At 72.6% G+C, this 26,783-nt stretch carries 22 protein-coding genes; 11 read left to right on the top strand and 11 right to left on the bottom strand.

What is annotated here, in order from left to right:
• Window positions 1–107 precede the first annotated feature (107 nt).
• The 5 genes from EKO23_RS11205 (at window position 108) to EKO23_RS11185 (ending at window position 9,284) form a co-directional block, all read left to right on the top strand.
• Window positions 108–4,307 (top strand): nSTAND1 domain-containing NTPase, encoded by a 4,200-nt coding sequence (locus EKO23_RS11205; RefSeq protein ID WP_167880425.1) that lies wholly within the window; start codon window positions 108–110, stop codon window positions 4,305–4,307.
• A gap of 181 nt (window positions 4,308–4,488) precedes the next feature.
• On the top strand, window positions 4,489–5,088 hold the full coding sequence (locus EKO23_RS11200; protein ID WP_134717239.1) for a dihydrofolate reductase family protein: 600 nt from the start codon (window positions 4,489–4,491) through the stop codon (window positions 5,086–5,088).
• Window positions 5,089–6,065: 977 nt separating this feature from the next.
• A complete protein-coding gene (locus tag EKO23_RS11195; protein ID WP_134717237.1) occupies window positions 6,066–6,605 on the top strand; it encodes a SigE family RNA polymerase sigma factor in 540 nt (179 codons plus the stop codon).
• A complete protein-coding gene (locus EKO23_RS11190; RefSeq protein WP_134717235.1) occupies window positions 6,602–7,777 on the top strand; it encodes a hypothetical protein in 1,176 nt (391 codons plus the stop codon). The genes EKO23_RS11195 and EKO23_RS11190 overlap by 4 nt, the downstream gene beginning before the upstream one ends.
• Before the next feature lie 121 nt (window positions 7,778–7,898).
• Complete coding sequence (locus tag EKO23_RS11185) at window positions 7,899–9,284, top strand: NAD(P)-binding protein (protein WP_134717233.1); 1,386 nt, start codon at window positions 7,899–7,901, stop codon at window positions 9,282–9,284.
• A 93-nt stretch (window positions 9,285–9,377) separates the two neighbouring features.
• On the opposite strand, the gene EKO23_RS11180 is transcribed toward EKO23_RS11185, so the two are convergent.
• Window positions 9,378–10,049, bottom strand: a complete 672-nt coding sequence (locus tag EKO23_RS11180; RefSeq protein ID WP_167880424.1) for a calcium-binding protein — start codon at window positions 10,047–10,049, stop codon at window positions 9,378–9,380.
• 134 nt (window positions 10,050–10,183) lie between these two features.
• On the opposite strand from EKO23_RS11180, the gene EKO23_RS11175 reads away from it, so the two are divergent.
• A complete protein-coding gene (locus EKO23_RS11175; protein WP_175582688.1) occupies window positions 10,184–10,675 on the top strand; it encodes a SixA phosphatase family protein in 492 nt (163 codons plus the stop codon).
• A 49-nt stretch (window positions 10,676–10,724) separates the two neighbouring features.
• On the opposite strand, the gene EKO23_RS11170 is transcribed toward EKO23_RS11175, so the two are convergent.
• From EKO23_RS11170 to EKO23_RS11155, 4 genes are all read right to left on the bottom strand, one after another.
• Complete coding sequence (locus EKO23_RS11170; RefSeq protein ID WP_134717228.1) at window positions 10,725–11,099, bottom strand: YciI family protein; 375 nt, start codon at window positions 11,097–11,099, stop codon at window positions 10,725–10,727.
• 116 nt (window positions 11,100–11,215) lie between these two features.
• Window positions 11,216–13,564, bottom strand: coding sequence for an ABC transporter permease (locus EKO23_RS11165; RefSeq protein WP_134717226.1), 2,349 nt, complete (start codon window positions 13,562–13,564; stop codon window positions 11,216–11,218).
• A gap of 6 nt (window positions 13,565–13,570) precedes the next feature.
• The gene (locus tag EKO23_RS11160; RefSeq protein WP_134717224.1) at window positions 13,571–14,344 is read right to left on the bottom strand and encodes an ABC transporter ATP-binding protein; all 774 of its coding nucleotides are present in this window, start codon (window positions 14,342–14,344) and stop codon (window positions 13,571–13,573) included.
• 119 nt (window positions 14,345–14,463) lie between these two features.
• A complete protein-coding gene (locus EKO23_RS11155) occupies window positions 14,464–15,087 on the bottom strand; it encodes a winged helix-turn-helix transcriptional regulator (protein WP_134717222.1) in 624 nt (207 codons plus the stop codon).
• A gap of 78 nt (window positions 15,088–15,165) precedes the next feature.
• On the opposite strand from EKO23_RS11155, the gene EKO23_RS11150 reads away from it, so the two are divergent.
• The gene (locus EKO23_RS11150; protein ID WP_134717220.1) at window positions 15,166–16,641 is read left to right on the top strand and encodes an MFS transporter; all 1,476 of its coding nucleotides are present in this window, start codon (window positions 15,166–15,168) and stop codon (window positions 16,639–16,641) included.
• Window positions 16,642–16,756: 115 nt separating this feature from the next.
• Here the strand turns inward: EKO23_RS11150 and EKO23_RS11145 are convergent, their stop codons facing one another.
• Together EKO23_RS11145 and EKO23_RS11140 are read right to left on the bottom strand one after the other, a co-directional pair.
• On the bottom strand, window positions 16,757–17,506 hold the full coding sequence (locus EKO23_RS11145) for an ABC transporter permease (protein ID WP_134717218.1): 750 nt from the start codon (window positions 17,504–17,506) through the stop codon (window positions 16,757–16,759).
• A complete protein-coding gene (locus EKO23_RS11140; protein WP_134717216.1) occupies window positions 17,503–18,426 on the bottom strand; it encodes an ABC transporter ATP-binding protein in 924 nt (307 codons plus the stop codon). The genes EKO23_RS11145 and EKO23_RS11140 overlap by 4 nt, the downstream gene beginning before the upstream one ends.
• Before the next feature lie 121 nt (window positions 18,427–18,547).
• On the opposite strand from EKO23_RS11140, the gene EKO23_RS11135 reads away from it, so the two are divergent.
• Window positions 18,548–19,567, top strand: a complete 1,020-nt coding sequence (locus EKO23_RS11135) for an LLM class flavin-dependent oxidoreductase (protein WP_134717214.1) — start codon at window positions 18,548–18,550, stop codon at window positions 19,565–19,567.
• On the opposite strand, the gene EKO23_RS11130 is transcribed toward EKO23_RS11135, so the two are convergent.
• The 4 genes from EKO23_RS11130 to EKO23_RS11115 form a co-directional block, all read right to left on the bottom strand.
• Window positions 19,564–20,214: a hypothetical protein gene (locus EKO23_RS11130; protein ID WP_217702576.1), complete on the bottom strand. Its 651-nt coding sequence runs from the start codon at window positions 20,212–20,214 to the stop codon at window positions 19,564–19,566. The genes EKO23_RS11135 and EKO23_RS11130 overlap by 4 nt on opposite strands.
• Before the next feature lie 18 nt (window positions 20,215–20,232).
• Complete coding sequence (gad, locus tag EKO23_RS11125; protein ID WP_246051027.1) at window positions 20,233–21,609, bottom strand: glutamate decarboxylase; 1,377 nt, start codon at window positions 21,607–21,609, stop codon at window positions 20,233–20,235.
• A gap of 121 nt (window positions 21,610–21,730) precedes the next feature.
• Window positions 21,731–22,801, bottom strand: coding sequence for a lysylphosphatidylglycerol synthase transmembrane domain-containing protein (locus EKO23_RS11120; protein ID WP_134717210.1), 1,071 nt, complete (start codon window positions 22,799–22,801; stop codon window positions 21,731–21,733).
• A gap of 55 nt (window positions 22,802–22,856) precedes the next feature.
• Window positions 22,857–23,282, bottom strand: coding sequence for an SRPBCC family protein (locus EKO23_RS11115; protein WP_134717208.1), 426 nt, complete (start codon window positions 23,280–23,282; stop codon window positions 22,857–22,859).
• 136 nt (window positions 23,283–23,418) lie between these two features.
• On the opposite strand from EKO23_RS11115, the gene EKO23_RS11110 reads away from it, so the two are divergent.
• From EKO23_RS11110 to EKO23_RS11100, 3 genes are all read left to right on the top strand, one after another.
• Complete coding sequence (locus EKO23_RS11110) at window positions 23,419–23,712, top strand: hypothetical protein (RefSeq protein ID WP_134717206.1); 294 nt, start codon at window positions 23,419–23,421, stop codon at window positions 23,710–23,712.
• Window positions 23,713–23,854: 142 nt separating this feature from the next.
• Window positions 23,855–24,148, top strand: a complete 294-nt coding sequence (locus tag EKO23_RS11105) for a DUF4242 domain-containing protein (RefSeq protein ID WP_134717204.1) — start codon at window positions 23,855–23,857, stop codon at window positions 24,146–24,148.
• A 4-nt stretch (window positions 24,149–24,152) separates the two neighbouring features.
• Entirely contained in the window at window positions 24,153–26,762 is a 2,610-nt protein-coding gene (locus EKO23_RS11100) for an ATP-binding protein (protein ID WP_134717202.1), read from the top strand.
• The last annotated feature ends 21 nt before the right edge of the window (window positions 26,763–26,783 follow it).

The following is a 26,783-nucleotide window of genomic DNA, read 5'->3' as shown; positions in this document are numbered from 1 at the left end:
GTTGCCGACAAGCGCACCGAGGGCCGTTATCAGGGGGGCGTCGTCGCGGTATCAGTTCGTTATCAGGGGCGTTGACCTGCTCGAACCGGCGCCTGCACATTGGCTCCATGGGCATCGGCGTGCTCGGCCCGCTCACCGTCGACGGCGACGGCTCGCTCTCGCCACGCGATCGGGTGGTGCTCTCCGCTCTGGTGGTCCGCGGGGGCTCGGCGACCTCGATGGATCAGCTCGCGGACGCCTTGTGGCCCGACCAGCCGCCCGCGTCGTGGAACAAGGTGGTCCCCGGCTGCGTGAACCGGCTGCGCAAGGTGCTGGGTGCGCGCTCGATCGTGACCTCGCCGCACGGTTACCGGCTGGCTGTCACCGATGACGACATCGATGCCCGCCGCTTCGAGCGCCTGGTCGCCAAGGGGCACCAGATGCTCGCCCTCGACGAGCCCGATCGCGCCATCCTGGCCCTCCGGGAGGCTTTGGCCCTCTGGCGTGGGCCGGCCCTCGGCGACGTGGAGGAATGGCCGCCGGCGCAGGCCGAGGCGCAGCGGCTCGACGAACTGCGGCTGGAGGCCGAGGAGCTGGTGCTCGACGCCAGCCTGCGGGTGGGCCAGCAGGCGGGGATCCTCGCCGAGGCGCGCGCCCGGGTGGCGCAGGCACCGGTCCGGGAACGGCGGTGGGCGCTGCTGGCCCTGGCCCAGTACCTGTCCGGGGCGCAGGCGGAGGCGCTCGCCACGCTGCGCCGGGCCCGGGAGATGCTGTTCCGCGAGCTCGCCCTGGACCCCGGCCCCGAGCTCGTGGAGCTCGAACGGGCGATGCTGCGGCAGGACCCCGCGCTCAGCGCGGCCACTGCCCTCCCCCGCCCGACCGCCCGGTGCCCCTATCCCGGACTGCTGCCGTACGACGTGGCCGACGCCGACTTCTTCTTCGGCAGGACCCTGGACCTGGCTGGCTGCCGCAGCCGGCTGGACAAGGAGGGGGTCCTGGTCCTGGTCGGTGCGTCGGGGAGCGGCAAGTCCTCGTTGCTTCGCGCCGGGCTGGTCGCCGCGCTCACCCGCGAGGGCATCACGTGCGTTGTCCCGCCCGCCGGCACCGGCCACGACGACCTGCTGACCGAGCTGGCCGAGGGCGACGGCAGCACGGTGCTGGTGCTCGACCAGTTCGAGGAAGTCATGGCCGGGTGCCCGTCGGCCACGCAGCGGGCCAGCCTCGCAGCAGAACTCGTAGGCGCCACCGAACGGCGGCGTCTGGTCCTGGCCGTGCGGGCCGACCGGTTCGGGGACCTGTCGGGGCTGCCTGGGTTCGGCCGCCTCGCCGAGCGGGGGCTGGCGGTGCTTGGCCCGCTGGGTGAGGACAAGCTCCGGGAGGCGATCGAGGGCCCGGCCCGGGAGGCGGCGCTGCTCCTCGAGCCCGGTCTGGTCGACCTGGTCCTGCACGAGGTCCGCGACGACCCCGGTGCGCTCCCGCTGCTCTCGCACGCACTGCGCGAGACATGGGAGCGGCGTGAGGGCCGCACCCTCACCGTGGAGGGCTACCGGGCGTCCGGAGGCATCCGCGGGGCTGTCGCTCGCTCAGCGGAGCAGCTCTACGACGAGCTGCCGGAGGGCGAGCGGTCCCGGTTGCGGGACCTGATGCTGCGCATGCTCACCCTGGCCCCGGACGGAGAGCCCATGCGTTCCTGGGTCCCGCGAGGTGCGATCCCGGCCGACCCCGCCCACCAGCAGCTGGTCGAGATGCTGGTCCGGGCCAGGCTGGTCACTGTCGACGCCGACGCGCTCGCCCTGGCCCACGAGACGCTTGCCCGCGCCTGGCCGCGGCTCCGCGGCTGGCTCGACGACGACCTGGAGGGACAGCGCATCCTCCGTCACCTCAGCACTGCTGCGGCGACCTGGAACGCGATGGGACGACCCGACGCGGAGCTCTACCGCGGCGACCGACTGATCCGCGCCCGGGAGTGGCAGGGCCGCTCCGGCGCGGACCTGACCGACACCGAACGGGACTTCCTGGACCGGGCCGGCCAGGTCGCCGACCAGGAAGCCGCGATCCAGGAGCGCGAGGCTCGTTACCGACGCCGCACCCGCCGGCGGCTCAGCGGCCTGGTCGCCGTCGCGGCCGCCCTCACCCTGGCTGCCGGCGTGGCCGGCGCCGTCGCCATTCGCCAGCGGGACCGGGCCGCGTCGGAGAGCCAGCAGGCAGCAGCCGAACGGCTGGTCGCCTCGGCACGGCGCGCCGCGACCCTGTCCCAAGGCACCGACGACATCAGCCAGGCCCTGCTGCTGGCCCTCGAGGCGGTACGGCGGGACGACTCGCCCGACACCTGGGCCAGCCTGCTGGCCGCCCTGGCCAGGAGCCCGGCGCTGGTCGGAGTGGTCGCGGCCAACGGACCCCCGTACATCGACGCGAGCCCGGTTGGTCGACGTGTCGCCGTGCGGGACGACAACCGGCTCCGGTTCCTCGACGCCGAGTCACAGACGTCCGACGAGACCTTGTTTGGCGACCTAGGAGGGTCGTGGGTCGAGTTCGCCGCGGACGGGGACTTGCTGACCACCTTCGGCAGCACCCTCGTCGAGCTGGGGACGGCCGGCCGGGAGACGCGCCAGTTCACCGCGCCCGGGCAGGACCCGCATGGGTGGCCGCGTGCGGCCTACAGCGGCGACGGACGGCGGCTCGCGGCACAGACGTGGCGGCGGCAGGTGGGCAAGTCCGACGTGGTCGTCTGGGACGTGGATCGGCCCGACCGACCCACCGGCCGGGTGACCCCCGGGGGGCTCTGGGACTTCGCGCTCGACCAGGCGGGGACCAGGCTGATCGTCGTCTCGAGCGGCCCCACCTGGATCACGATGTATGACACGGCGTCCGGACGACGGCTCGCCACCGTGCCCCCGTCGCCGGAGACCCGGGGACGTGACGACCCCCGCATGGTCCGGCTCAGCCCGGACGGTGCGGTGCTGGCCGTGAACGACGGTGCCGACGTCGCGCTGCTGCACCCCGGCACCTTGAGCGAGATCACCCGCCTGCGCGGACACACCAGCCGGGTGACTGCCGTCGACTTCTCCCAGGACGGCCGACTGGTCGCCGCCGGCGCGGTGGACGGGACCGTCCTGGTGTGGGCGCGACGCACGGGCGCGCTGGTCGAGCAGCTGGACGGTCCCCCGGGGGAGGTCACCGACCTGGCCTACGCGCCCGACTCGGACACGCTCTACTCGGGGTCCCTGGAGGGCGGGGTCCTGGTCTGGGACCTCGGCGGCGAGCGCCGGTTCGTCTCCAGGGTCACCGGCGCGGTCGGCGACTTCGGACCCCTGACCGTGGTCGCCCCGGACGGCCGCACCGTGGCGCACTTCAGGTCCAGCCCGACATCCGGCCGGACCCGGGGATTCGACGTGGCGCAGGTCCCCAGCGGCCGGCACTCCACCGTGGCAGGCGAGTACGCGAACCTGGGGGCCTTCTCACCGACGGGTGAACGCCTCGCCACGGCCATGGGCAACCGCGTCCAGGTGTGGGACCCCCGGGACGAACGCCTGGTCACCGAGCGCGAGGTGACGGGCATCGACCATGCCCGGGCCGTCACGTTCACGGGCGACGGGGCCTGGGTCGTCGTCGGCGAGCGAGAGGGCACGGTGCAGGCGCTGGACGCCGACACGTTGGCACCAGTCGGCCGCCGGGCCTCCACGCCGTCCTCAGGGGCGTTCACGGCCATGGCCCAGAACGGCCCTCAGCTGACCGAGCTGCTCCCCACCCCCGACGGGCGTCGGGTCATCGCGCTCGCCATGGACGACGCGGCGTACGCCGTGGTCGACCCGGCAACCGGCCGGGTGCTGGACGAGGTCGACCTGCGCTGGGAGCCGTATGCGACAGATGGGGCTGTCTCCCCGGACGGCGAGCGCCTCGCCCTGACCGGAGAGGGCGGCTGGGTAGGCGTGGTGGACCTGCGTTCGGGGACCTGGCTCAGCGACCCCGTGTTCGCCCACCGAGGGAGCCGCACGAGCCTGGACGCCAACCCCGACGGAACCCGGTTCGCCACCAGCGGCTCGGACGGGCGGGTGATCCTCTGGGACGGCGCCACCGGAGAACGGCTGGCCACCCTCCGGCCGAGCGGCCCGGACACCGACGTCGGGATGGTGTACCTGCCCGACGGGCACACCATCCAGGTCGCGAACTCCCGCGGAGAGGTGTTCCGGTGGGACACCGACCCGGCCGCCTGGCAAGGCTTCGCCTGCCGCGCGGCGGGCCGCAACCTCACCCGGGAAGAGTGGCGGGAGGCCTTCGACTCCGAGGACTACCGCACGACCTGCCCCGACCAACCTCGAGCCCACTGACCCGCGTTCCGTGTGCGCCCGCCCCGCCGTCGCGAGGCTTCAGAGGTCACCGCCCGTGTGGGCGGCGCCTCCTGGGGCCTGGCCCGACTCGAACGGAGCCGTCATCCTTGAGCTCGGTGACGCCCGGTCCCAGCGCCGGACGTTGAGCCGGCGGCTTCGAACCCAAGCAAGGGAGAGCCCCGTGGGCAAGGTGGTCATGTACAGCTCGGTGTCGGTGGACGGCTTCATCGCGGACGAGACCGACCAGCCCGGACTGCTGTTCGACTGGTTGACCAGCGGTGACGTCGCGCTGGACGAGAGCGGCGAGTTGACGGTGTCGCAGACGTCCTACGACTACACCCGACCGTACTGGGACCAGATCGGGGCGACCCTCGTCGGCCGCCACGTCTTCGACATGACGGACGGCTGGGACGGGAAGCCTCCGGGCGGGATCGACCACGTGGTCGTCGTGACGCACCGGCCGAAGCCCGAGGGCTGGGACCCCGAGGCGCCGTTTCACTTCGTCGACGGCGTCGAGGCAGCCGTGGCCAAGGCGCAGGAGCTTGCCGCCGACCGCATGGTCGAGGTCGCCGCTGGCGACGTCGGTGGCCAGGTGCTTGCCGCGGGCCTGGTCGACGAGGTGCGCATGGACGTCGTACCTGTCGTGTTCGGCTCCGGCAAGCGCTATTTCGGGTCGGTCCACGCGCAGCACCTGTTGGAGGATCCTGACGTCGTGATCCAGGGCAACCGGGTGCTTCACCTGCGCTACCGGGTGCGCCGCCCGGCGTCACCTGCTTCGTGAGGGTCCTCCGCCTGCGGAGCAGGTGGACGAAGCGTCCGCTCATGGCCGCGAGTCGTGCACGTGCAGGCCGATGAACGAGTGCCGGTACGCGCGAACCGCGCGTCCTGGGTGAGCGCCGGCACCGCGGCGCTCACCCAGGACGCCGCGGCGCCAACCCCGGCTCGGCGATGCGTAATCGACGAGTGGTTGGCGGGCGCATCCATCCTGCTGCTAGGCGGCGCCCCAGGTGTGCCGAGCGAGGTAACGCTGGACGTCCTCCCGTTCCCGTCTGCGCTGCGTGCAGACCAGCGCGGCCCGGCGAGCGTTGCGACGGGCCCTCTCCTGCGACAGGAGGGGACGGGCGATCCAGATGAATCTCGTGCGCATCATGAAATCCCGAGATGTGGCGAGTGGCGTGCCGTCTGGCTGCAGCACCCGCACGACGTTAAGGACCTACTCCGCAGTAGGGGATAGCCCATTCGGACTATTCAGACAGCGCTGGCGAAATCGCTCAGTTCGACACGATCACCCAGGTACCTGGCCGGCCGTCCGGTTCGCGGCCGCGTTGCTCGCGCGCCTCCTCGAGCTCAACCCGGCCCCGGTGACGGTTGAGCGGCTCCCGGGCGAGAGGGTCGTGGGCACCTGCCGGCACTTCGCGGTGATGACGTGCGCCCTCCTTCGCCACCGGGCGATCTCGTCCCGCGTGCGCTGTGGGTTCGCGACCTACTTGCAGCCCCGGCGGGCCCTCGATCACTGGATCGTGGAGTACCAGCCGCGCTCGCACTCCGGGTGGGTGCGTCTCGGGCGCTACGACGCCTTCATGACCGCCCGTAGCTCAGCGTCCCGGGCAACCTGATCGACTGACCGCCGCCCTGTTCCCCCATCCTCTGCTCGAGCCCGGCCTCGGTTCGGTTCTGAACCTTCGTCGCTGCTGACCGCGTCCAACAAGTAGCGGATCCTTGTTGTGCGCGTGGGTTCCTGACGATCGAGGGTTGGTCATGGCAGTGCGAGACACGGCGGCGGCCACGGCTTTCACCGAGTTCGCGTCCGCGAGGTCAGCGAACCTGTTCCGCACGGCGTACCTGATCCTGGGCGGGGACCACCAGCTCGCCCAGGACCTGGTGCAGGAGTCGCTCATCAAGACCTACCTCGCATGGCCCCGCATTCGAGACCTCAGCAAGGCCGAGGCCTATGCGCGCAGGACGATCGTCACGACTGCGATCTCGTGGCGCAGACGGCGGTCGTTCCACGAACGACCCACAGACCTGTTGCCGGAGACGGCTGTGCCCGACTCGGGTGAGGCAGTCACGACCCACGCGTCGATGCTGGCCCAGCTGCGCAGCCTGCCACCACGGCAGCGCGCAGCGATCGTGCTGCGGTACTACCAGGACCTCTCGGAGGCCCAGACGGCCGACGTCATGGGCTGTTCGGTGGGCGCGGTCAAGAGCCACGTGTCCACCGGCCTGGCCAGGCTCCGGCAGGGCCTCGGACAGGCCTTCGACGAGACCGCACCGGCCGAACGGGAGGCGACCTCATGACCGGGACCCTGGGCGACCTTCTCCGGCGCGCCGCCGACACCGCCTCGGTGCCCCAGCTCGACCTCGACGGACTGCTCGGCGAGGCGGACAAGCGGCAGCGTCGACGCCGGCTCGCCATCGCCGCCGTCGCAGCCGGCGCTGTCGCTGCGACCGCGGCCGGCTCCGTCCTCGTCACCCGGGCCGACCCGAAGACACAGCAACCGCCACCGGCGGCCCCGCCGTCCTCCACGCAGTCGAGCAACGTCGCGGTGGCCCCGCACGGAGCGCGCCCCCTCGTCTACGCGGACGGCTCGACGGTGCACGTCGGTGACGCGACGGTCGAGGCGCACGATCCCGTCGCGTTCATCGACGCCACCGACGACGGAGCCGTCTACGAGGCGGCGTACGACGGCACGTTGTGGTTCACCGACGGGAAGACGTCGTCCGTGATCGGGACGACGGCGTTCACGGCGGCCCCGACCGCTCACAGCGGGGTCGTGACGACCGGCGACTCCGGCTCGCTGGTGGTCTGGGGCGACGCCAGCATCGGCGAGAACGAGTCCCCGGTGGAGTTCGTCGTCTACGACACCTCGCGCCGCGAGGAGGTGGCGCGCATCCCGTTCACCGAACCCGGTGAAGTCGACCAGGTTCTGTACGTCGACGAGGGCCAGGTCTACGTCAACCCGGACCCGAGCACGCCCGGTTGCTGGGCCATCGACGTCCAGGACCTCCACCCCTGCAAGCACCCGCACCTGTTCCGCTTCGACGTGGCGTCGGGCCGGACCACGAAGATCACCCTCGCCGACCTGGACGCACACCTCGGCACGCGCGCCCGGAGGTTCGCCGTGCCGGCAGGTGGCGACCTCGACCTCGGTGCGAGGCCGGGCTTCAGCCAGGTCGGACAGCGCCTGGTCCACACCGACACCGACGGCGATCCCACGGTCCTCAGCACGGCCAGCGGCGACGAGGTCCGGCTGAGGCTGCCACGCGGCTACCGCGCGCCCGGCGGAGAGGGCTCTGGAGGGATGATCGCGGTGTCCCAGTGGCTCGATGACGACCACGTCGTGCTCTGGGCCGACGACGGGGGTGGCGACCTCCCGGCGAAGGAGGGAGACCTGCTGGTGTGCCGGCTACCCGACGGCACCTGCCGCGTCGCCGTCCCCAGGTCGTCGCGCCCGTACGTCGTCCCCTGACGTCGGGCGGGTCAACGGCCCGTCCACCTCGTCCCGTCACAATCGGCCATGAGCCCCCGGCGGATCCGTCGGGTCGACGGGACCGGTGGACGCGCCGCGAGGGGCCGTGGTTCCGTGGACCATGACCCAGGCTGTCGACGCGGACTACCTGGTGGTCGGGGCCGGGGCGATGGGCATGGCGTTCACCGACGCCCTGACCGGCCATGCCGCCGCGCACGTCGCCGTCGTCGACCGCCGCGCCGGCGTGGGCGGACATTGGCGCGAGGCCTACCCGTTCGTGCGGCTGCACCAGTCGTCCAGCTTCTACGGCGTCGCGTCCACGGTCCTCGGCGGCGGGCGCATCCAGACCTCCGGCCCCGAGGCCGGCCTGCACGAACGGGCCGACCAGCCGACGATCTGCGCCTACTACGAGGACCTGCTGGCCAGGATGCTCGCGTCGGGTCGGGTCGACTTCTTCCCCCGCTGCGACTACCAGGGGGAACGCCGGTTCGCGTCCCTCGACACCGGCCAAGAGTTCGAGGTGCCGCAGCACTGCCGGATCGTCGACGCCCGCTACCTGGCACCGGACATCCCGGCAGAGACGCCACCGAGGTTCCGGGTGTCCGACGGAGCGCGGGTGATCCCGGTCAACGACCTGCCGGCGTGCGACGAGGACCCGAGCACGTACGTCGTGGTCGGCTCGGGCAAGACCGCGACCGACGCCTGCGTGTGGTTGCTGACCCAGAGGCGGGTCGACCCCGGCGCGATCTGCTGGGTGCGCCCGCGCGAACCGTGGATGCTGAACCGTGCGGTCATCCAGCCGGATCCCGTCACCTACCTCGGCATGGTCGCCCACATGATGGAGGCTGCTGGCGCATCGCCCTCACTGGACAACCTGTTCCTGCGGCTCGAGGACGCCGGCACCATGGTGCGCATCGACCGCGCCGTCACGCCGACGATGGCCAAGGCCCCGACCCTCGGGGGCTGGGAGCTCGAGCTCCTGCGCAGCATCGAGAACGTCGTGCGGCTGGGCCACATCCGGTCCGCCGGGCCGGCGCGGCTCGAGCTCGCCGACGGGACGGTCACCCTCGCGGACGACGCCCTCGTCGTGAACTGTGCCGCGGACGGACTGAAGAACCCTCCGCGCGTGCCGATCTGGGGGCCCGAGGAGATCACCCTGCAGCCCATCCGGGCGGGCTTCCCGTGCTTCGGTGCGGCACTCGCCGGGTACGTGGAGGCGACCCGCGACGACGACGACGTCAAGAACCGGCTGTGCCCACCCTCGTCGTACGGCAACACCCTCGTGCAGTGGGCCACGATGAACGTCCTGGGCATGCGGGCGACGGCGTCGTTCGGCTCCGAGCCCGACATCAAGCAGTGGTCTGACCGGGTCGCACTGAACCCCGCGCGGGTCCCGCCGGACCACCCGGGTTCGGCCGAGCTGGACGAGGTGCTCGACCGCCTCCGGACCCACGTGCCGGCAGGGGTGGCCCAGCTCGCACGCCTGTGTGGCCAACCGGCTGGCTGAGTGACCGGGTCGCACCCGGACCAGCTCGTTGGGCCGCGACCGCCACCACCGACCGATGCCCCCGAGGGAGCGCCGCAGGAACCGGTGATCCACTCAGCGGAGTGCGTCGAGGACGCGCACCCGCTCGCAGCCGTACCACCGGTCGAGGGCGTCCCGGGGACCGTAGTAGGTCACCGTGTCGCGACCGGGACCGCAGCGGATGACGTCCACCGCGCCGTCGGCGTCGGTGCGCACCCGGTCGTCGCCACCACCCATCCGTACGACGTCCGCTCCCTCGCTCAGGCCGACGACGTCGTCCCCGGGACCCGTGGTCAGCAGGTCCTGGTCGTCGGGCGCGGGGTTCGAGAACTCGGTCTCGACCCAGTCGGTCGCCCAGTCGTCGCCGAGCCCACCATGGAACGCGTCGTCGCCGGCGCCACCCGCGAAGCCGTCGTTCCCGGATCCGCCGACGAAGACGTCGGCGCCGGAGCCTCCGCTGCCGTAGTCGGTGCCGGGGCCACCCCACATCCGGTCCGCGCCGGCACCGCCGGCGAGGCTGTCGTTGCCGGCGTCCCCGAAGAGCCGGTCGCCGCCGGGACCTCCCCAGACCTGGTCGCGTCCGCCCAGCGCCCTCACGACGTCGTCGCCGGCGAGGGCGTGGATGGAGTCCCGGGACGGCGTCCCTCGAAGGTGGTCGTCGCCCGCGGTGCCGTCGATGGTCGCGGCTCCCGCCACGGACATCGGCAGCAGCAACCCCGCAGTGACCAGTGCCAGCGTCCTCCTCATGGTGTCCTCCCTCACCTCGAGCCACTTCCAGCGTCGGCGCGCGGGGGATCGCTCGACAGGGCCGAAGGTCATCGACGGGCGGTCCACGTGGCCGACTCGTCGCTAGCCTTGTCGTCGAGGGAGAAGGAGCGGCCATGGGCACCGTGATCCTGCTGCGGCACGGGAAGTCGGACTGGTCGGGCGGCGAGCCCGACCACCTGCGGCCGCTTGCCGGGCGGGGGAGGCGTCAGGTGCCGGAGGCCGGCCGGTGGCTCGCAGCCAACGTGGCGGCCATCGACCTGGCGCTCGTCTCGCCGGCCACCCGCACGCGCGAGACCTGGCAGCTGGCGTCGGCGGAGCTCGGGGTCGCGGTGCCCCTCCGGGTCGACGACCGGATGTACCCGGGCTCCGCGCACGCCCTGCTGGGCGTGCTGCACGAGCTGACCGACGAGTCGAGGACGGTGGTCCTGGTCGGCCACAACCCCGGGGTCGAGGACCTGACCGAGCGCCTGACCGGCCGGTGGGTGCCGATGCCGACCTCGGCGCTCGCGGTGGTCGACCTCGCCGGGTCGTGGGCCACGGCCGGCGACGGGTCAGCGGACCTGCGGACGCACGGACGGCCGCCGACGAGCCCGACCGACGCGTGAACGACGGCTCGGGACGTGGTCGCGGCGAACCCGGCGCCGGCCACGTTCCTCAGCTCCCGAGCACGACCGCCTGCAACGAGCCGGCCTTGAAGCGGCGCACCTCCTGCGGCCAGCCGCACCCTTCAGCCACCCTTCCCGCCCACCTGCGAGCGGACTCGTCGTCGGGCACGTCCACGATGGTCAGCCCACCGAGCCACTCCTTGGACTCCGCGAAGGGCCCGTCGGTGACGATCAGCTCACCACTCGTGGCGTCCGCGCTCGCCGCCTCCTCGAGCTCCTCGACCAGCCCGCCGGCGTAGACCAGGACGCCCTGGTCCTGCATCTCCCGGACGACGGCCCGCGACGGCTCGACGCGGCCCTCGAACCACGCCTCGTCGTGTTCGCCGACCCACTGCTGGTTGAAGTAGATGAGGTAGTGAGCCATCGCTGCTCCCTTTCGTCGGGCAGACCCGATGTCCGCCACCACCTACGCTACGAACAGCGGTGAGCCGACACGACACCCTCGTACGGGCGAGTTGGGCGCCACGCGCACACACCCCGTCAGAGGGAACGCTCGCGCACGATGCGGGGCAGGTCCATGCGCCGGACCGTCCTTCCCGCAGGAAGCTGCACCAGGAGGGCGACGGCGAGGATGGTGCCGGCCACGACCAAGGGTGTGCTGGGGTCGAGCGTGAGCGACCAGTAGTAGCCCTCGGTCTCGTAGCGACCGAGGAACCAGTCGGCCAGCCAGGCGCCGACGGCCAGCCCGAGCGGTACGGCGACCGCCACCAGCAGCATGCTCTCCGTGGCCACCAGCCTGCCGAGCATCCCGCCGCGCATCCCGGCGGCCCGCAGCGTGCCCAGCTCCACCGCCCGCTCGGCCGCGTTCGCCGACATCGCGTTGTAGAGCAGGGCGGCGGCCATCAGGGCAGCGAAGGTCAGCATAAGGCTGACGAGTGCGTGGTAGAGCCCGAACGTCTCGGTCATCGCCTGCTCGAGAGTGTCCGTCGTGAGGACCGCCACCACGCCCGGGGTGGCGGACAGCCGGTCGGCGACCTCCTCGGCGTCGGCGTCGGAGGTCACCCGGACCAGGACACCGGATGCGGACGGCGGCGAGTGGACGTCACCGAGCCCGGCGAGCGAGGTGTAGGCGACGGGGCTCATGGGCTCGTCCACGAAACCCGCCAGCCGGCGGGTCAGGCGCTGGCCGCTGGCGGCGATCGAGACCTCCACGGGGTCGCCGACCTCGACCCCGAGCTCGTTGCGCGCGCCGATGCCGAGCAGCACGCTGTCGTCCGGCAGCACGAGCGGGTTGCCGTCGGCGTCGGTGAAGCGGTGCATGGTGGTGTCGGGCGCCATGGCGGTCAACAGCGTGAGGAGATGCCCTTGGGGCCCGGTCAGCGTGACGTCGTACCTCGCGAACGGCTCGGCTGCGGCGACTCCCGGTTCGGCCCGGATCCGGCCCAGCGCGGTCGGCGCGGTCCCGGGTGCGACGTGGACCTCGGCGTCCTGGAGCTGGATGCTGTCGAACTGGCGCGCGATGAGCCCGTCGACGGTGTCGCGCAGCCCGGCGAACGTCATGACCAGGCCTACGGACACCGCCACCCCGACGACGGTCATCGCGCTGCGGCGGCGGTTGCGGGTGATCCCGCGCAGGGTCATGCGCCAGCGCGCCGGCAACCGCCGCAACGGTGGTACGGCGCGCTCCAGGAGGCTGCGCCCACCGGTGCCGCCCGACGGGGCGACGCGCATGGCCTCGGCCGGGCTCATGCGTGCGGCGGCGCCGGCCGGCACCCAGGCCGCCGCGGCAGCTGCCACGACCGCCCCGACCGCACCGACCAGCAGGGTGCGCGGGTGGAGGGAGGTCACCGCCACCGGTACGGAGAGCGAGGTGGTGTAGGCGTTCGTGAACCACCGGCCCACGAACCAGCCGCCCACGAGACCCGGGACGACGCCGAGGAGGCCGGCGGCCACGCCGTACCCGAGGTAGTGGCGGCGAAGGGTCCGCGCGGGGAACCCGTTGGCAGCGAAGGTGCCGATGATGGCGCGCTGCGACGTCACCAGACGCGAGAGGAGCACGTAGGTTCCCAGCACGCCGGCCACGAGGAAGACCCAGGGCAGCAGCCTCGCCATCTCACCGAAGCCGTCGACGTCCTCCCGCAGCGCGCGGTACGACGGCTGCTCCTCCCGGCTCATGAACAGCAGTCCGCGCTCCCCGGCGAGGGACGACGCCGCCTGCTCGAGGGCCGGGGCCCGATCCCGGTCGGCGGTGTAGAGCAGCAGCTGGTCCACCGGTTCCGCAACGACCCGGCGTATGTCGGGTGCGGTCGCGAACACCACGCCGAAGTGCTCCGGCGTGGTCATGATCTCCTGCCGGGAGCGGGCCGGCCAGAGGTACTCCGTGGACAGCGCCGACCCCGACACCCGGAACGTGCGCCAGTCGTCGGGGGCGAGCAGGGCGACGCGGTCGCCGGGCTCCAGGTGGAAGTGGTCGGCGAGGTGCTGCTCGACCACGACCTCGCCGCGGCGGGGCAGCCGTCCCGACTGGAGGGCGAGCCGTGAGACCTCGGGCTGCTGCTGCGTCGGTACGCCGACCGCCCTGCCGACCAATGTGTGGTCGCCGATGCGGATGCCGACGTCGCCCTGCCGGCGCACGGTGACCACGGGCCGCCCCGGGAGGCCGGCCGCCTCGTCGCGCAGCGCCACGGCACCCGAGCCCGACAGGGTGGCGTCAGGGAGCCGCTGGACGGCGTACGCCCGGCTGAAGGACTCGTCCAGGTTGACGTACGCGTCCGCGGCGCCGACGTAGACCGCGACACCGATCGCGATCACGAGGGCCGCTGCCGAGAACTGCCACCGGTTCCGCCACAGGTCGCGGCGGAGCTTGCGGGCCAGGACCGTGCTCACCATGTCGTCTCACCACTCGAGGTCGGCCGCCTCCAGGGGCTCGGCCACGACCTCCTCCCGAGCGAGCGTGCCGGAGTGCAACCAGAGCACCCGGTCGGCCATCGCCGCGATCGCGGAGTTGTGGGTCACCAGGAGGACCGTGTGGTGGCCTTCGTCGACCAGCCCGCGCAGCACGCCGAGCACCTGCCGGCCGGTGGCCAGGTCGAGACTGCCGGTCGGTTCGTCGCACAGCAGGAGCGGCGGTTCCTTGACGATGGCTCGGGCGATCGCGACCCGTTGCTGCTGGCCGCCGGACATCTGCGCGGGGAACCGGTCGACCACGCCGGCCAGACCGACCCGCTCCAGCGCCTCGCGGCTGCGGTGCGCTGCGTCGGGCCCGGTGAGCTCGGCGATCACCTCGACGTTCTCCTGCGCGGTCAGCGTCGGTACCAGGTTGAAGAACTGGAAGATGAATCCGACCCGGTCGCGGCGGTAGTCGGTGCGTCGGCTCCCGCGCAGGGACCCGACCTCCAGCCCGGCGACCTCGACCGTCCCGCTGCTCGACTCCTCGATCCCGCCGACGATGTTGAGCAGCGTGGTCTTACCGGACCCGGACGGCCCGAGGAGCACCACCAGCTCACCCGGCCAGACCTCGAGGTCGACTCCGCGCAGGGCGTGCACGGCGGCTGCGCCGTAGCCGTAGGTCTTGCTGACGCCGGCGAGCCGCACGGCGGGCTCCCCGGAGGCTGCGACAGCCTCCGCCTCCGCGGCGAGGTCGGGATGTGTCCGGCTGCGCGCGCCCATGTCGACCTCCTCGGGCCTCTCCTCCCATTCCCGCGCGGAGCGGCCGGGGCGGCCAGAGGCCAACGTCCCGGCAGCCGCGCCCAACGGCGCGTGGGGCAGGCGTCGGGACGCGGGGCCGGTCAGGCGGGGGAGGGGACCTCGGCCCGCGGCGGGGCGGCGTCGACCAGCTGGGCGAGCAGGTCACGGTCGCCGCGTACGTCGATGTGGTCCACGCGGCGCTCGACGAACATGTCGTAGATGCCCTGAGGGGTTGTCTCGACGACCACGTCCGCGTCGTCGATCGGTCCGGGGCGGACCTCGCCGTCGATCATCGAGGAGACCTCGTCGCCGACGTGGAACTCGAAGCGGCCGCGCGGCGCCCGGTGGGCCAGCGCGATGTCCATGGCGTTGCCCAGCCAGCCGGAGAAGAGCCCCGCGTCCTGGGTGGGCGGGCCGAGGGAGCGGGCACCCCAGAGCGCCAGCTCGCGCATGGCCGGGCGCAGGTCGCGGCCGTAGTCCGTGAGCTCGTAGACCCGGGACGCGGCCGGGGGCGGCAGCGTACGGCGGGTGACGATGCCGTTGGCCTCCAGGTCGCGCAGCCTCGAGGCGAGCATGTTCGTGCCGATCCCCGGGAGGGCGTCGACGAGGTCGGTGTAGCGCTTGGCGCCGTGCATCAGCTCGCGGACCACGAGGAGTGACCACCGTTCTCCGACGAGGTCGAGCGCGTGCGCCATGGGGCAGTACTGGTCGTAGCGCTTCGGCATGCCGCAACGATAGCACTAGGTTCAACTTCTGTATTAAACACTTGCAAAAAAGAAGTAGAGGCTCCTACTGTCGAACACATGACTACCAGAACTGAAGCAACTTCACCCTCGACGTCGGAACGTCGGAAGTGGCTGGCACTCGCGCTCCTGTGCGTCGTGCAGTTCATGGTCGTGCTCGACATCGCGATCGTGAACGTCGCCCTTCCGTCCATCAAGATCGACCTGGGCTTCTCCCAGAGCGACCTGCAGTGGGTGATCAGTGCCTACGCCCTTGTGTTCGGCGGGTTCCTGCTCCTCGGCGGCCGGGCGGCCGACATCCTCGGTCGCCGCCGGCTCTTCATCGGCGGGCTCGTGCTGTTCACGGTCGCCTCGCTGCTGGCCGGGCTCGCCTGGTCCGAGGCGTCGCTGATCGGGGCCCGCGCCTTCCAGGGCCTCGGTGCCGCGATCATCGCGCCCGCTGCCCTGTCCATCCTCAGCACCACGTTCACCGAGGGCCGGGAGCGCAACATCGCGCTGGGCGCCTGGGGCGCGGTCGGCGGCTTCGGGGCGGTCGCGGGTGTGCTGCTCGGCGGCGTGCTCACCGACGCGCTCAGCTGGGAGTGGATCTTCTTCGTCAACGTCCCGGTCGGTCTCGCCGCGCTGGTCGTGGCGCCGTTCCTGCTCCAGGAGAGCCGGGACGCGGCCGGCAAGAAGTTCGACCTGCCCGGCGCCGTGCTCGTCACCGGCGGGCTGTCGTCGGTCGTCTACGCGATCACCCGCGCGGGACAGCACGGCTGGACGGACGGGGGCACGATCGCGGTGTTCGCATTCAGTGCCGCGATGCTGGCCGGGTTCGTCTGGTGGGAGCTGCGGCACCCCGACCCGCTCATGCGGTTCGGCATCCTGCGGATTCGCACCGTGAGCGGCGCCAACGTGGCTGGCTTCATCATGGGCACCGCGATGTTCTCGATGTTCCTGATGCTGACCCTCTACATGCAGCAGGTGCTCGGCTACTCGGCGATGAAGACCGGCGTGGCCTACCTCGCCGTCGCCGGTACGGCGATCGTCTGGTCGACCGTGGCCGCCCAGCTCGTGACCCGGATCGGGGTGAAGCCGGTGCTCGTGGCCGGCATGGTGGCGCTGACCGGCGGCCTCGTGTACTTCACGCAGGTGTCCGTGGACGGCTCGTACGTGACCGACCTGCTGCCGGGCTTCCTGGTGATCGGTGTCGGGATTGGCTTCTCGTTCGTCCCGATCTCGATCGCCGCACTGGCCGGGGTGCAGCCCGCCGAGGCCGGCCTGGCCTCCGGGCTGATCAACACCTCCCAGCAGATCGGCGGCGCGCTCGGGATCGCCGCGCTCTCGACGATCGCGACCACGAACACCACCGACGCGCTCGCCTCGGGCTCGGCACCTCCGGTCGCGCTCGTGGACGGCTTCTCCGCCGCTTTCACGGTCGGCGCGGTCATCGCCGCCGTCGGCGTGCTGGCCTCGCTCGCCCTGGTCCGCCGCGACGAGCTCGCGGCGACGACCGAGGAGGCCGTCGTGCCCGACCCGCTGCTCGAGGCAGCCTGACCCCTGCTGTCGGACGACGTACGCCGGGTGGACCGGCCGGGGAGGACCCGGTCCGCCCGGCGTACGGGCGTGCCGTCTGCCTGCGAGGCGGTGCGCCACCGGGCTCCTCCCGGCCTCAGCGAGCCTCCTCGTGACGCAGCCGCCAGGCAGTGAGCGCCACGGAGCCCACGAGGATCAGCAGCATCACCGCCGTGGCGCCGACGTCCCAGTCGGAGTAGAGCCACGGGTGCCGCAGCATCGCGCCGGCGTGGGTCACGGGCACGACGTCGGCGACGTGCTGCAACGAGGTGGGCAGGGCCTCCTTCGGCGGCCCGGCTCCACCCAGCATCATGAAGACGAAGAAGAGCAGCACGCCCAGTCCCTGGGCGGCCCGCGCGGTGGGCATCGCCAGACCCAGCAGGCCGCCGAGCGCGGTGAAGGCCAGGATCACGACGAGGTAGGCGAGCAGCACGCCGAGCCAGTCCTCGGGGAGCGCCACGTCGTACCCGATCCAGGAGACGACGGTGAGCAGCAGGGCGCCCGCGGTCGCCAGGGCACCGGCCACGACCATGTGCGCGCCGATCAGGGTCGCCGGCCGGATCGCCGAGGCACGGAACCGGCGCAGGACTCCCTGCTCGCGGTAGCCCGCGAGGTGCACGGGCAGGGACAGGATGCCGGCGGTGGCGGCGGTGAGCGCGACGTACGACGGCGTGTAGAAGTCGACCGGCGGCTGGCCCTCCCAGACGGTCGGGTCGGGCTGGCTGCCGAACACCCCGTTGAGGACGTAGAGGATCACCAGGGGCAGCACCAGCAGGAAGAGCACCGTCACGGGTTCCCGTGCGAACAGCTTGAGCTCCACCCAGGTCATCGCGCGCAATGCCCTCATGGCCCGCCCTCCGCGCCGGTGCCCGCCGTGGTCAGGGCGAGGTAGGCGTCCTCGAGGGTGGGCGTCTCGACCGTGAGGTCGTCGGGCTCGAGGCCGCGTTCGACGAGGGCGTGGGCCACCCGGGCCAGCAACGGCCCCGAGCCGTGCACCCGGACCGCGCCGCCTTCCGCGTCCACGCCGCTCACCCCTCGGACCCGGGACAGGAACGTGACGTCGGTGCTCGGCGGCACCGTGAAGTGCACGACGTGGTCGTGCAGCTGGGAGCTGATCAGCTCCGCCGCGGTGCCTCGGGCGATGACGGTGCCGCGCACCACCACGGCCAGGCGGTCGCAGAGGCGTTGGGCCTCGTCCATGAAGTGGGTGACCAGCAGGACCGTCGTCCCCCGGGCCCGTACGGCGTCGACGAGGTCCCAGGCCACCCGGCGGGCGGCCGGGTCGAGACCGGTGGTCATCTCGTCGAGCACGACAAGCTTCGGGTCGGCGACGAGGGCCAGGGCGACGAACAGTCGCTGCTGCTGGCCTCCCGACAGGTCTCCGAACGCCGTGTTGCGCTGCGTGGCCAGCCCCCACTCGTCGAGCAGCTGCCGCCACGGCGGCCCGCCCGGACTGATCGCGGAGAACAGCCGCAGCGCCTCGGCCACCCGGAGCCGGTCGGGGAGCGCGGAGTCCTGGAGCTGGGTGCCGACGATCCGCCGCACCCGCGAGGTGTCCCTGCCCGGGTCCAGCCCGAACACCGAGATCCTGCCGTCGTCGGCCCGGCGCAGGCCCTGGACGCACTCGACCGTGGTGGTCTTGCCCGACCCGTTGGGGCCGAGCAGTCCGAAGATCTCGCCTTCGTCCACGCGGAACGACACGTCCGCCACCGCCAACGTGGCGCCGTACTGCTTGCGAAGGCCGGACACCTCCACGGCCGTGCCCATGCCCGCCATGGTCGTGACGGCGGGGGTACATGCCCCAGAGCCGAAGGTCCCGGTGCGGCCGGGACATCCCCGTCGGCGCCGCTCCGGGGAAGAACCGCGCGCGCACGTTGTTGGGGCAGGCATGAAGAAGATCGGCTTCCTGTCCTTCGGGCACTGGTCCGACTCGCCGCACTCGCAGACCCGGTCCGGCTCGGACGCGCTGCTGCAGTCGCTGGACCTGGCGGTCGCCGCCGAGGAGCTCGGCGTCGACGGGGCGTACTTCCGGGTGCACCACTTCGCCCGGCAGCTGGCCTCGCCGTTCCCGCTGCTCGCGGCGATCGGGGCACGCACCGGCCGGATCGAGATCGGGACCGGCGTGATCGACATGCGCTACGAGAACCCGCTCTACATGGCCGAGGACGCCGGTGCCGCCGACCTGATCGCGGGCGGCCGGCTCCAGCTCGGGATCAGCCGCGGGTCACCAGAGCAGGTCATCGACGGCTACCGGTACTTCGGCTACCAGCCGGCCGAGGGATCCGACCACGCCGAGATGGCCCGCCAGCACACGGCGGTCCTGCTCCGGGTGCTGGAGGGCGAGGGGTTCGCCGAGCCCAACCCGCGGCCGATGTTCCCCAACCCGCCCGGGCTGCTGCGGGTCGAGCCGCACTCGCCGGGCCTGCGGCGACGGGTCTGGTGGGGCGCCGGGTCGCGTCGTACGGCGGAGTGGGCCGGTGAGCAGGGCATGAACCTGATGAGCTCCACCTTGCTCACCGAGGACACCGGGGTGCCGTTCCACCAGCTCCAGGCCGAGCAGATCCAGCGGTTCCGCGATGCCTGGGAGGCCGCTGGCCACGACGGCGAGCCGCGGACCTCGGTCAGCCGCAGCATCTTCCCGATCGTCAGCGACCAGGACCGCACCTACTTCGGCCACGAGACCACCGGCCAGGACCAGGTCGGGTTCCTCGACGGCGGCACCGCCCGCTTCGGCAAGACGTACGCCGGCGAGCCCGACCGGCTGGTGGAGGAGCTGGCCGCGGACGAGGCGATCGCCGCCGCGGACACGCTGCTGCTCACGGTGCCCAACCAGCTCGGCGTCGACTACAACGCGCACGTCCTGGAGAGCGTGGTCACCCACCTGGCGCCGGCGCTCGGCTGGCGCTAGGCAGCAGCGGTGCGCGGCGCCGGCAGCAGCACCCAGGCGCCGAGCCAGAAGCAGACGGCGCCGAGGAAGGTTCCGGAGTTCACGATGGCGAGGTTCAGCACCTCGCCGGTGGTGTCCAGCGTGAACGCCGCGAGGGCGGAGGCCATGAAGAAGATCGACCCGACGTAGTTCAGGAGCGCAGACCACCAGTCCGGGTCCGCGCGGTCGACCGCCCAGAGCTTTCCGCAGGTCGCCACCCAGGCGAGGTGGCTGGCGACGAGGAACGCGATCGACCCGAAGAAGTCCGGCGCCCACACCAGCTTGTTCTCCTGCTGCACGGTGAAGGTCGTGACCATGGCGTCGATCGTGTTGATGTTGAACAGCACGGTGCCGACGAGCTGGACGGCACAGGCCCACCAGAGCTTCCCGTGGTCGGTCGGCGCCCACACGCGGATGCTCCCGGACACCTGCACCAGCTGGCTGAACCCTGCGCTGGTGAAGAACAGCGAGCCGACGACGAACGTGATGCCGACGGCGCGCGGGTCCATCAGCTGCGCGTACGGCGGGAACGAGCCGAGCGCGAACAGCGACGACCCGACGATGAACAGCATCGCCACCCGCCAGCCGAGGTCGCCCGGCTCCCACGCCACCTCCCGGCGCCAGTGCACGACGTAGGGCCGGGTCGCTCAGGTGTGGCTGAAGCCGGCCCGCGGTGCCGCCTTCGCCGGAGGGTTCGCGTCGAGGTGTGCGACGGCCGTCGTGATCGCCCCGAGCAGCAGGTCACCCAGATCGCGGCTGAACCCTTCGCGCACCACGATCCGCAGCACGGCGACGTCGGTCGCGTCGTCGGGCATGGTGTACGCCGGCACCTGCCAGCCGCCCTTGCGGAGCTCGTCGGAGACGTGGAAGACGGTGTACGCCGACACGTCGTCGGCCATCCGGAACGTCACCACCGGGATCGCGGACCCGTCGCTGACCACCGTGAACCGGTCGAGCGCGGCGATGCCCTCCGACAGGTGCAGCGCGGTGTCGCGCAGGCTCTCCATGATCCGGGTGTAGCCCTCGCGCCCGAGCCGCACGAAGTTGTAGTACTGCCCGATCAGCTGGTTGCCGGGGCGGGAGAAGTTCAGCGTGAACGTCGGCATGTCGCCGCCGAGGTAGTTCACCCGGAAGATCAGGTCCTCGGGCAGGTCCTCCTGGTCGCGCCAGACCACGAACCCGATGCCGGGGTAGGTCAGGCCGTACTTGTGGCCGGAGACGTTGATCGACTTCACCTGCGGCAGCCGGAAGTCCCACTCCAGGTGCGGGTGCAGGAACGGCGCCACGAACCCGCCGCTGGCCGCGTCGACGTGGATCGCCACGTCGGTTCCGTGCTCGGCGTTCCAGGCCACCACCCGGTCGTGGATCTCGCCGATCGGCTCGAACTCACCGGTGTAGGTCGTCCCGAGGATCGGCACGACCCCGATCGTGTTCTCGTCGACACGGGCCATCGCGTCGTCCGCGGCGACGGTGTACCGGTCGTGCGCGACCGGGACGTAGCGCGGCTCGACGTCCCAGTAGCGGCAGAACTTCTCCCACACCACCTGCACGTTCGAGCCCATCACCAGGTTGGGCCGGTCGGTCGACAGCCCGGCCGCCTCGCGGCGCTGCCGCCAGCGCCACTTCAGGGCCAGCCCGCCGAGCATCACCGCCTCGCTGGAGCCGACGGTCGAGACGCCCACCGCGTCGCCGTGCGGCGGCGCGTGGAACAGGTCCGCGACGATGTTGACGCAGCGACGCTCGATCTCGGCGGTCGAGGGGTACTCGTCCTTGTCGATCATGTTCTTGTCGAACGACTCCGCCATCAGCACCTGCGCCTCCGGCTCCATCCACGTGGTCACGAACGTGGCCATGTTGAGCCGCGAGCTCCCGTCGAGGAGCAGCTCGTCGTGGATCAGCCGGTACGCCGCGGGCGGCGGCGCCTCGGACTCCGGCAGCTTGTTCTTCGGGATCGGCCCGGTGTCGAACCGTCCCGCGTAGGCGGGCGAGAGCGAGTCGTCGTTCGTGACGTGCTTGTGGACCACGGGAGCCTCCCCACTGCGGCCGCCGGACAGGTTCCGGCGACGGGCCGTCCTACGCGGCATTCAAGCGTGCCGCCCGGGCGAGCGTCTTCACCCGGGAAGGGTGAGGGCCGGCCCGGACCGGTCAGGTCCCGGCGTCGAGGTCCGAGGTGCGGGTCGCGGCGTGCAGGTGCCAGCCGGCCCAGGCCAGCACGCCGACCGGGATCGGCAGCCAGAACGACACCAGCCGGTAGAGCAGCGTCCCGATCACCGCGGTGTCGGCGCTGACCCCGATCACCACCAGCAGCGCGGTGAGGCCGGACTCGACGAAGCCGAGGCCGCCGGGGGTGATCGGGATCATCGCGAGCGCCTGGGCCACCACGTAGGCCAGCAGCACCTCGGACGGGCGGGCGTGGGCTCCGAACACGGTCAGCGCGGCGACCAGGGCGGCGTAGTCGAACATCCGGTTCGCCGCGGCCGCGAACACCGCCCGCATCCAGCGTCCCGAGTACGTCGCCCTGACCCGGGCGCGCTGGACCAGCAGCTGGTCGGACACCGAGTCCGGCGTCAGCGACCGTTTCATCGGGTGCGCGATGCGCCCGGCGAGCCGCCCCACGAACGCGACCGAGCGCGGCCAGGTGAGCGCGGTGACCCCGAGTCCGACGATGACGACGGCCAGCACCATGGAGACCACCAGCCCGAGCTGGAGCTCGTGCGCGGGAGGGGGACCGATGACCAGCGCCGGGACGGTGATCACGGGCAGGGTCAGCAGCACCGCGGTGGTGAGCAGCCCGACCCCGGTGAGGGCGGAGGCGACCACGGCACCGGGCAGCCCGTCCGCGATCAGCAGCTTCCCCTGCACGACCCCGCCCGCGGCGGGGCCTCCCGGCACCACCTTGCTCGCGGCGTTGCCGGCCAGCTGAGCGGAGGCGATGGTCGCCCACCGGACCGGCGGCAGCGGGTCGCCCGGCAGCTCGGCCAGCTCGGGGTCGGGCTCCAGTGCCAGGCGGGTCAGCCACCACAGCGACGCGAAGCTCCCGAGCTCGAGCAGGGCCAGGAAGACGAACCAGCGCAGGCGTACGTCGGCCAGCCGCGGCCACGACCCGAACAGGGTGAGCAGGCTCGGCATCACGACGTACAGGCCGATGCCGGTCAGCGTCAGCGCGACCGCGCGGACGCCCCACCTGCGCACCCACGCCCCGGTGATCGCCGCCATGCCCTGCGTCCTCCCTCCGCTGCTGACGGTAGCGCCGCCGGGCCACCGTCGGGTCCTACGGTTCGGGTGGCCGCTCGGCCGCGGCGCGGACCCGCGCCAGCATCCGGCGTACGGCGAGCACGTGCAGCCGGGACCGGATGACCAGCGTCCGGTAGACCTGCCCGCTGACCCCGGGGAAGGCCGCGAGCGTGCGGGCCCGGATGCGGGTCCCTCCGGTCGGGGCGTCGTCGAGCACGAGCTCGAGGCGGTAGCGGGAGAACCGGTGCCGCCCGTCGAGCGCCAGCCGCCGACCCGGCTCGCGGACGGCCACCCCGAACCCGCCCGGCGGGTCGGTGCCGAGCAGGCGGGCGACGGTGCCGCCGGCGGCGTGCGCCAGCACCCGGTCGGCGTACTGCTCGAGGGCCGCCCAGACCCGGTCCGGAGGTGCGGCGGCGGTCGTCGCGTGCTCGTCGACGAAGGGCGGAGCGGCGTCGGTGCTCACCGGACACACGATGCCGTATCGGGCGACATGCTCGAATATCGGTGTGTCGTGCCCGATCTCGTGGGAAAGTTTGCCGCGCATGACTGAGCTTCCGGGATTGTGGGCCCGGGGGTCAGGCGGGGGTCGGGGGGACTCGATGCATTCACAGCTGACGATCGTGCTGGCCGGCGTGCCGCGAGCGGTGCGCGCAACCGAGCACGAGCCGATAGCCCGCGGGGACCGGGCGCCGCAACGGGCGATGCGGATCGACTTCGACGTGCCGCAGTGCGACCACGCGGCGTTGGGTCGACAGCTCCACCGGGCGATGGACGAGTCCTCGATCCTGGACGCGGACGGCACCGCGTGGACCGCGGTGACGATGTCCTCGACGCTGCTGGACGACAGCCTGGACACCCGCCGCTTCGTCGTGGAGCTGGTCGAGGCGAGCTGACCCGGTCGATCCCTCGCGCTCCGCCGCGGGTCCACGCGGCCGAAACATGGGGTGCCGCTCCCGATGTACCGGGACCGCGGGGACCGGAGTCTGGAGGGACAGCCGACGGCACCGGGTCGTCGGCCACACCGAAGGAGCAGCCATGCGTCGTTTCATCATCGAACGCGAGATCGAGGGGGCGAGCGAGCTCACCCAGGAGCAGCTGGCCGGGATCGCCTCGACGTCCAACGCGGCCGCCGCCTCGCTGGGGGTCCCCTACCACTGGGTGCAGAGCTACGTCGCCGGCGACAAGCTCTACTGCGTGCACGTGGCCGAGGACGAGGAGACCGTCCGGGAGCACGCCCGCCGCGGGGGCTTCCCGGCGAACCGGGTCACCGAGGTGGCCACGGACTTCGGTCCGCACACGGCCACGTCGGTCGCGGTCGCCGTACGCTGAGCGGGTGGACCTCCTGGAGCGGGACCACGAGCGCGGCGTGATCGGCGCCGCGCTCGTGTCCGCTGCCGCCGGACAGGGTGCCGGTGTGGCGGTGGTCGGCGACGCCGGTGCCGGCAAGTCCGCGCTGCTCGGGTCGACGTACGCCGCTGACGGGCTGCGGGTCCTGCGCGGCGGCTGCGACCCGCTCCGCACCCCGCGGCCGCTGGGACCGTTCCGCGACGTCGCGGGGGAGGCCGGGTTCGGCCCGCTGCTGCACGGCGAGGGCGCCTCGCTGGCCCACGTCTGCGACGAGCTCTACGACGCTCTCCGGACCCGGCCGACCGTGCTCGTCGTGGAGGACCTGCACTGGGTCGACGCGGCCTCCGTCGACGTGCTCCGGTTCCTCGCTCGTCGGGTCGGGTCGATGCCGCTCGCGCTGCTGGTCAGCTACCGCGACCACGAGATCGGCCTCCGGCACCCGGTGCGTCCCCTGCTCGGCGACCTGGCCCGGCTCGACGGCCTGACCACGCTCCACCTGTCGCCGCTCTCGGTCGCCGGGGTCGGCCAGCTCGTCGCCGGCACGGGCCTGGACGCCGACAAGGTGCACGCGATCACCGGCGGGAACCCGTTCTTCGTCACCGAGGTCGCCAAGGACCCGGGCCGGCCGCTGCCGGTGTCGGTGCGCGACGCCGTCCTGGCGCGCACCGTGGACGTCGACCCCGAGGACCTCGAGGTGCTGCAGCTGGTCGCCACCGCCCCCGACCGCCTCGACGACCGGGTGCTGCCCGCGCTCGGTGTCGACCTGCCCACGCTGCGCCGGCTGGAGGCGACCGGCCTCCTCGACCGCGCCCGGGGCGGCCTGGTGTTCCGTCACGAGCTGGCCCGGCAGGCGCTCGAGAGCACCATCCCGGGCGGCGGCGCCCCCCGCCTGCACGCCCGGGTCCTCGACGGGCTGGAGCGGATCGGTACGACGGAGCCTGCGGTCCTCACCCACCACGCGGTCGCCGCGCGCGACGCCGACCGGGCCGTCCGCTACGCCCGGGCCGCGGCCGAGGAGGCGATCCGGGCCGGGTCCCACACCGAGGCAGCGGACTTCTTCCGCACCGCGCTCGACCACCTCGACGATGCGCCACCCGCGGAGCGTGCCGAGCTGCTCCTGCGGCTCAGCTTCGAGCAGTACATGACCAGCCGGCTGACCGAGGCCATCGAGACCGTCCGCGCCACCTTCCCGCTGTGGCGGGACGCCGGCTCCGACGTGGGCCTGGCCGCGGCGCACGAGACCTGTGCGGTCTACGAGTACTACAACGCCCGGCGCCACCGGGCCGAGGCACTGGTCGATCGGGCGGCGGACATCGCGGCCGAGATCGGGAGGGGCACCGGCACCGGCCCGCCCACGGGCGCGGCGGCGGACCCGGCTCAGGGAACCGCCTGGGCGACGCGGGCCTTCCTCGCGTACATGCGCAACGACGTCGACCGGGCCCGGCGCGGGCTCGACGACGCGGCCCGGGTCGCCGCCACCGGCGACCACGCCCAGCTCGCGCTGCGCACCGACCTGGTCCGGTCCCTGACCGCGCTGGTGGAGGGCGACGTGACCGCCCGTGGTCGCCTCACCGACCAGGTGGAGGCGGCTCGGGCTCACGGGTGGGACGAGCTGGCCTCGACCGGCTACTCCCAGCTGGCCAGCCTCGACGTCGAGCAGCGCCGCCTCCGGGCCGCGGAGCAGGTGCTCGACGCGTCGCTGCCGTTCACGGTGGAGCGCGACATCCCGATCTGCCGGCACTGGCAGACGGCGGTCCGCTCCCGCCTGCACTTCGCGCAGGGTCACTGGGGCGCGGCGCTCGAGGACGCCGAGGACGTGCTGGAGCGTGAGGGGATGCCGGTGGCCCGGCTGTGGCCGCAGCTGGTCGCCGCGCTCGTGCCGCTGCGGGAGGGCGGCACCCCGCCCCGCCGGCAGCTCGACACGGCGTGGGAGCTCGCCTCCGAGATCGACGAGCCGATGCGCCGGCTGCCGGTGCTCTCGGCGCTGGCGGAGTCGATGTGGATGACGGGGGAGACGGATCCGCGCGTCACCGAGGACGCGGTCCGCGAGGTCGCCCGCGCCGCGGACACCACCGGGATGGAGTGGGGCGTGGGCGACCTCGCGGCCTGGCTGGTCCGGCTGGGCTTGCTCGACGCCTGGCCGGCGCAGGTTGCCGAGCCGTTCCGGATGTCCGCCGAGGGTCGGGCCGAGGAGGCGGCGTCGTGGTGGCAGCGGGCCGGTGACTCGTTCAACGCGGCGATGGCGCTCGGCGACTCGACGGACCCCGCGCACCGCACCCGCGCGGTGGAGATGCTCGACCAGCTCGGAGCCGGCGCGACCGCGGACCGGCAGCGCGTCGTGCTCCGCGCCGACGGTGTCGGCCAGGTCCCGCCGCGACCGCGCGAGAGCACCCGGGCCAACCCCTCGGGCCTGACCAACCGGCAGCTCGACGTGGCCCGGCTGGTCGCCCGCGGCTTCACCAACGCCGAGATCGCGGCGCGGCTCTACATCTCGCCGAAGACCGCCGACCACCACGTCTCCGCGGTGCTGGCCAAGATGGGCCTGTCCAACCGCCGTGCGGTGATGGTCCGCGCCGAGGAGCTCGGGCTGGTCTGAGCTCGGTCTGGGCTCGGTCCT

The sequence above is a fragment of the Nocardioides guangzhouensis genome (genome assembly GCF_004519545.1).
Lineage (GTDB): Bacteria > Actinomycetota > Actinomycetes > Propionibacteriales > Nocardioidaceae > Nocardioides > Nocardioides guangzhouensis.
Note: the sequence above shows the minus strand (reverse complement) of the source record. Positions and strands in the feature narration are given on the sequence as shown.